This window comes from Micrococcus sp. HMSC31B01 (assembly GCF_001816085.1).
Taxonomy (GTDB): Bacteria; Actinomycetota; Actinomycetes; order Actinomycetales; family Micrococcaceae; genus Micrococcus; species Micrococcus luteus.
The window spans coordinates 1-4,779 of the sequence record NZ_KV825416.1; the positions used below are offsets into that span (position 1 = coordinate 1).

The following is a 4,779-nucleotide window of genomic DNA, read 5'->3' on the forward strand; positions in this document are numbered from 1 at the left end:
CTCGGGCAGCTCCGGCACGGGCTCAGCGCCCCGCGGCCGGCAGATCCGCCTCGAGGGCGGGCCAGGAGGCGGCCGCGGCGTCCCGCTCGGCCTGCTTCTTGGAGCTGGCGACGGCGGAGCCGTACTCGCGCTCGCCGACGACGAGGGTGGCCCGGTAGCGGGGGTCGTGCGCGGGGCCCTGACCCTCGATCGCGTAGCGGACGGCGCCGAGACCGTGCCGGCTGGCGGCCTCGGCCACGACCGTCTTCCAGTCGGTGCTCTCGCGCAGCAGGTCCGGCTCGTCCAGCAGCGGCACCACGTGGCGGTGCACGAGTGCGGCCGCGGCCACAGCCCCGTGGTCCACGTAGACCGCGCCGATGAGCGCCTCGAGGGTGTCGGCGAGGATCGAGTCCTTGTCCGCCCCGCCGGTGCGGCGCTCCCCCGTGCCCAGGCGCACGAACGGGCCGATGCCGATCCGGCGCGCCACCTTCGCCAGGGCACGCGTGGACACGACGGCGGCCCGGCGGCGCGCGAGGTCGCCCTCGGCCAGGTCCGGGTACACCGTGAAGATGTGGTCGGTGACCACGTAGCCCAGCACCGAGTCCCCGAGGAACTCGAGGCGCTCGTTGGTGGGCAGCCCGCCCTGCTCGTAGGCGAACGAGCGGTGCGTCAGAGCGCGTTCGAGCGTCTCGGCGGTGATGTGCACGCCGAGACGCTCGAACAGCTCTTCTGGCTCGGGCGCGGGCTCAGGCCCGCGGCGAGCCGATGGGGACGCCATCTCAGGCGTCGGCGACCTTGCGGCCCTTGTACTCGAAGAACAGGGGGGTGCCGGCGGCGTCGGTCTTCAGCTCGGCCTGGTGGGGCAGGCGGTACGAGACACGACCGTTCTCGACGGACTTCACCAGGGCGGGCGCGGTGGCCTTCCACTGCGACCGGCGGGCACGGGTGTTGGCACGGGACATCTTCCGCTTCGGGACTGCCACGACTATCTCTCTTCTGTCTCGGTGATGGAGGTCTCTGAGGTGCCCGCGAGGTGGGCCAGGGCGGCCCAGCGCGGGTCCACGCGCTCGTGGGCGTGCCCCTCGGGCGCGTCCTCGAGGCGGATGCCGCAGTCGGCGCACAGGCCCTCGCAGTCCGGCCGGCACAGCGGCTGGAACGGAAGGGCGATGACCACGGCGTCCCGGAACACGGGTTCCAGGTCCACGGTCTCGCGCACCACGAGCGGCTGCTCGCCGGCGTCGTCCTCGGACGTGCCGGTGAGGTACAGCTCCTGCAGGTCCACGGTGATCCCCTCGTGCAGCGGGCGCAGGCAACGGCCGCACTCGCCCTTCAGGGTCGCGTCCGCGGTGCCGGTGACGAGGACTCCCTCGTGCACCGACTCCAGACGCAGGTCCAGTTCGACGGGGTCCCCCTCGGGGATCCCCAGCAGCGGCGTGGAGACGCCCGCGGGGGCGGGCCACTCGGCCGTCAGCTCGCGCTGGACTCCGGCCCCGCGCGTCAGATCGCGCACGGGGATCACCCACGGCGAGTCGGCGCCGTGGTGCTGGATGCTGTCCATGGTCGCTCCTCTCGGCGGGTGGGACGGCGGGGGTACACGGCCCGTCCGCACGCCCTCTGCGGGGATGCGATGCGGCCTGGACACGGGTCCAGCCACGACGGACCGACAGCCCATCCTACCGGGTGGGTCCGCCTCGGCCAAAGCCAGCGGCGGTCCGCGCGTCGCCGGCCCGGCTCAGAGCCCGGCGGTGAACTCCCGGAGCCAGGCCCGCAGGTCGGCCCCGAGGTCCTCGTGCCGCGTCCCGAACTCGATGACCGCCTGCAGGTAGCCGAGCTTGTCCCCCGTGTCGTAGCGGCGGCCGTCGAAGACGACGGCGTGCACGCCGCGACCCTCACCGTCCTCCGTGGCCAGCCTCTGCAGCGCATCGGTGAGCTGGATCTCCCCGCCGCGGCCGGGCGGGGTCTCGTCCAGCACGTCGAACACCTGCGGGGCCAGCACGTAGCGGCCGATGATCGCGAGGGTGGAGGGGGCGTCCTCGCGGGCCGGCTTCTCCACGAGTCCGGTGACGCGGACGACGTCGTCGCCCTCCCCCGGCACGGCCTCCACCGCGGCCACGCCGTAGGCCGAGACGGCCTCCTCCGGGACCTCCATGAGGGCGATCACGGAGCCGCCGAGGCGCTGCTGCACGTCGATCATGCGCTCGAGCAGCGCCTCGCCGTCGCCGATGATGTCATCGCCCAGCAGGACCGCGAACGGCTCCTCGCCGACGTGGCGGCGTGCGCAGTTCACCGCGTGGCCGAGCCCGAGGGCCTCGCCCTGACGGACGTAGTGGATGTCCCCCACCAGGTCCGACTCGCGGATCTGCGAGAGCCGCGTGGCGTCGCCCTTGCGCTCCAGCGCGGCCTCCAGCGCGGGATGGCGGTCGAAGTGGTCCTCGAGGGCCCGCTTGTTCCGGCCCGTGATCATCAGCACGTCCGCCAGGCCCGCACGCCGGGCCTCCGACACCACGTATTCGATGGCCGGGCGGTCCACCACCGGCAGCATCTCCTTCGGCATGGCCTTGGTGGCCGGCAGGAAGCGGGTGCCCAGGCCGGCGGCCGGGATCACGGCCTTGCGGGTGCGGGGGCGGGAGGGGGGCGGGACGGTCATCGGCGGTTCTCCTGCGGTGGATGCGGTGGGACGAGCGAAGGGATGGCCCGCGGGTGGGCCGGGCGGGGTCAGGCCCCGCCGTCGAGGCCGCGCAGGACCGCGGCCGGGACGAACTCGGCGACGTCGCCACCGAGTCCATGGACCTCCTTGATGAGCGAGGAGGACACGTGGGTGTACCGGGCGTCGGCCGGGAGGTAGACCGTCTCGACCCCGGTGAGGTGGCGGTTCATCGCGGCCATCGGGGCCTCGAACTCGAGGTCGGCGCCGCCGCGCAGCCCCTTGACGATCGCGTCCGCGCCGATCTGCCGACAGAACTCGGCCAGCAGGCCCGGGCCCATGGGCCGGACCGCGACACCGGCGAGGGAGGACACCGTCGCCTCGATCATGGCGATGCGCTCGTCCACGCTGAAGCGGTACGTCTTGGCCGGGTTGGCGGACACGGCGACCACCACCTCCTCGAAGAGGTTCGCGGCTCGCGCGATCACCTCGACGTGCCCCATGTGGAGGGGATCGAACGAACCAGGGCAGACGGCACGACGCATGGGTGCCAGCCTAGCGGGGGCCGCGCCGAGCGGCGACGGACGCCCGTCCGGTCCGGCTCCGGCGCGTCACGGTCGTGACGGACGCGGCATGCGCCGCCGTGTGCGGTCCGCGACGATGGGTACAGTGCGGCCATGGACGGAACCCAGCCCACCCCCGGATCGGCACGGCACGACGTCGACGTGGACGCGCCGTGGCGTCGCACGGCGGCGGCCGCGGGCCTGCTCGGCGACACCGGCCCCGTGCCCACCGTGTTCGAGACGATGACGGGCCTCGCCGTCGAGCACGGGGCCGTGAACCTCGGCCAGGGCTTCCCCGACGCCGACGGCCCCGACGCGCTGCTGCGCCTGGCGGCCGACGCCGTGCTGGCGGGCCCCAACCAGTACGCCCCCGGCACGGGCGACCCCGTGCTGCGGCAGGCCGTCGCGGAGCACCGCCGGCGCCACTGGGGCGTGACGGAGGACCCCGCCACGCAGGCCATGATCACCACGGGTGCCACCGAGGGCATCGCCTCGACGGTCCTGGCGTTCGTGCGCCCGGGCGACGAGGTCATCACGGTCGAGCCGTTCTACGACTCGCACGCCGCCACGATCGCCCTGGCCGGCGGCCGGCACGTGAGCGTGCCGGTGGAGGCGCCGGACTTCCTGCCGGACCCGGCGCGGGTGGCGGACGCGATCACCGACCGCACGCGCCTGCTCATCGTGAACACGCCGCACAACCCCACGGGCGCGGTCTATCCGCGGGAGCTGCTCGAGGAGCTCGTGGCCCTGTGCCGGTCCCGGGGCGTGCTGATGCTCTCGGACGAGGTCTACGACCACCTCGTCTACGAGGGCGAGCACGTCAGCCTGCGCTCGGTCGCGGGCGCCGAGGACATCGCCCTGACGGTCTCCAGCGCGGGCAAGGCGTTCGCGGTCACCGGCTGGAAGGTCGGCTGGCTGACCGGCCCGGCCGAGCTCGTCGGGGCCGCGCGCTCCGTCAAGCAGTTCCTCACCTACTCCTCCGGCCCCGCCTTCCAGCGCGCGCTGGGCGCCTACCTGCCCACCGACGACGCCGAGCGGCACCTCGCCGGCCAGCGCGAGCGGTACCGCGACGCCCGGGATCGGCTCGTGGCGGGCCTGCGGGAGGCGGGCCTGGACCCGGTCGTCCCGGCGGCGGGCTACTTCGTCGTCGTGGACCTGGCCCCGTGGGGTGTGACGGACGCGGCCGAGGCCGCGGTGCGGTGGACGCGTGAGGCCGGCGTCACGGGCATCCCCGTGGGCGCGCTCTGCCGCCCGGACGGAGGCCACCTGCGGTCGTGGCTGCGGCTGGCGTTCTGCAAGTCCCCCGATGCGATCGACGAGGCGATGCGCCGCCTGGCCGAGGCGGCCCCGCGGCTGCGCGCGGCCTGACCCCCGACGCTTTCGTTGACGAAACGGCGGCCCCCGGAGCACTTTCGTTCGGGAAACGGCGGTCTCCGGAGCATTTTCGTTCGGGAAACGGCGGCGCCGTGCTCGCGGTTCCGTGCTGAGCCCAGTCCGTTCCGCCCTCCCGTCTCCCCGGTGAGAACGGGCCGAGACGCCGCCGTTTCCCGAACGAAAGCAGGCCGACACGCCGCCGTTTCCCGAACGAAAGCG

6 protein-coding genes are annotated in these 4,779 nt (G+C 74.0%); 1 reads left to right on the plus strand and 5 read right to left on the minus strand.

Features of this window, described 5'->3' with window-relative positions; genetic code table 11:
* Nucleotides 1-22: 22 nt before the first annotated feature.
* From rnc to coaD, 5 genes are all read right to left on the minus strand, one after another.
* A complete protein-coding gene (gene rnc / locus HMPREF3105_RS11625) occupies nt 23-685 on the minus strand; it encodes a ribonuclease III (protein ID WP_217564700.1) in 663 nt (220 codons plus the stop codon).
* Between the two features lie 73 nt (nt 686-758).
* Entirely contained in the window at nt 759-962 is a 204-nt protein-coding gene (gene rpmF, locus HMPREF3105_RS11630) for a 50S ribosomal protein L32 (protein WP_002856390.1), read from the minus strand.
* A gap of 2 nt (nt 963-964) precedes the next feature.
* Complete coding sequence (locus HMPREF3105_RS11635) at nt 965-1,537, minus strand: YceD family protein (RefSeq protein ID WP_002856392.1); 573 nt, start codon at nt 1,535-1,537, stop codon at nt 965-967.
* A 174-nt stretch (nt 1,538-1,711) separates the two neighbouring features.
* Nucleotides 1,712-2,626 (minus strand): UTP--glucose-1-phosphate uridylyltransferase GalU, encoded by a 915-nt coding sequence (galU, locus tag HMPREF3105_RS11640; RefSeq protein WP_070709747.1) that lies wholly within the window; start codon nt 2,624-2,626, stop codon nt 1,712-1,714.
* A gap of 68 nt (nt 2,627-2,694) precedes the next feature.
* Nucleotides 2,695-3,168: a pantetheine-phosphate adenylyltransferase gene (gene coaD / locus HMPREF3105_RS11645; RefSeq protein ID WP_060974363.1), complete on the minus strand. Its 474-nt coding sequence runs from the start codon at nt 3,166-3,168 to the stop codon at nt 2,695-2,697.
* Nucleotides 3,169-3,300: 132 nt separating this feature from the next.
* On the opposite strand from coaD, the gene HMPREF3105_RS11650 reads away from it, so the two are divergent.
* Nucleotides 3,301-4,554, plus strand: coding sequence for an aminotransferase class I/II-fold pyridoxal phosphate-dependent enzyme (locus tag HMPREF3105_RS11650; RefSeq protein WP_070709750.1), 1,254 nt, complete (start codon nt 3,301-3,303; stop codon nt 4,552-4,554).
* Nucleotides 4,555-4,779 lie beyond the last annotated feature (225 nt).

Coding starts and splice junctions, on each gene's coding strand:
- HMPREF3105_RS11635 (WP_002856392.1), bottom strand. CDS start 1,537: ATGGACAGCATCCAGCACCACGGCGCCGACTCGCCGTGGGTGATCCCC.
- galU (WP_070709747.1), bottom strand. CDS start 2,626: ATGACCGTCCCGCCCCCCTCCCGCCCCCGCACCCGCAAGGCCGTGATC.
- coaD (WP_060974363.1), bottom strand. CDS start 3,168: ATGCGTCGTGCCGTCTGCCCTGGTTCGTTCGATCCCCTCCACATGGGG.
- HMPREF3105_RS11650 (WP_070709750.1), top strand. CDS start 3,301: ATGGACGGAACCCAGCCCACCCCCGGATCGGCACGGCACGACGTCGAC.